Here is a 529-nt window from a genome sequence, read left to right as displayed (position 1 = left end):
TCTGAGCATGCTCCAATTCACCCACAACTTGGTGGAATTGAGACTGCCATCTCTTCAATTCGCCCTGAGTTTGATAAAGCTTTGCCTGGGATTGTTCCAATTTTATCTCAGTCTGATGCAACTGAGATTGAGATTGCTCCCATACTTCCTCAGTCTGATGCAACTGAGATTGAGATTGTTCCAATAGTGCCTCAGTTTCCTGCTGCTGAGACTTGGTATCTTCCAATTCCGCTTGAGTTTGGTGCAGTTGAGCTTGTGACTGTTCAAAATCCTGTTGAGTTTGATAAAGTTGAGCTTGTGACTGTTCTAATAAACCCTCTGTTTGGTGCAGTTGAGACTGCGACTGTTCTAATAAACCCTCAGTTTGGTGCAGTTGAGACTGCGACTGTTCTAATAAACCCTCAGTTTGGTGCAGTTGAGACTGCGACTGTTCTAGTACAGACTCAGTTTGATGCAGTTGAGACTGCGACTGTTCTAATAAACCCTCAGTTTGGTGCAGTTGAGACTGCGACTGTTCTAGTACAGACTC

General features: G+C 44.2%; 1 pseudogene. It reads right to left on the bottom strand.

Going from position 1 to position 529, the window contains the following annotated elements:
• A pseudogene (locus QUA58_RS20285) lies at positions 1 to 529 on the bottom strand (FkbM family methyltransferase); the annotation flags it as partial.

The sequence above is a fragment of the Microcoleus sp. N9_A1 genome (assembly GCF_036701795.1).
Lineage (GTDB): Bacteria > Cyanobacteriota > Cyanobacteriia > Cyanobacteriales > Microcoleaceae > Microcoleus.
Note: the sequence above shows the minus strand (reverse complement) of the source record. Positions and strands in the feature narration are given on the sequence as shown.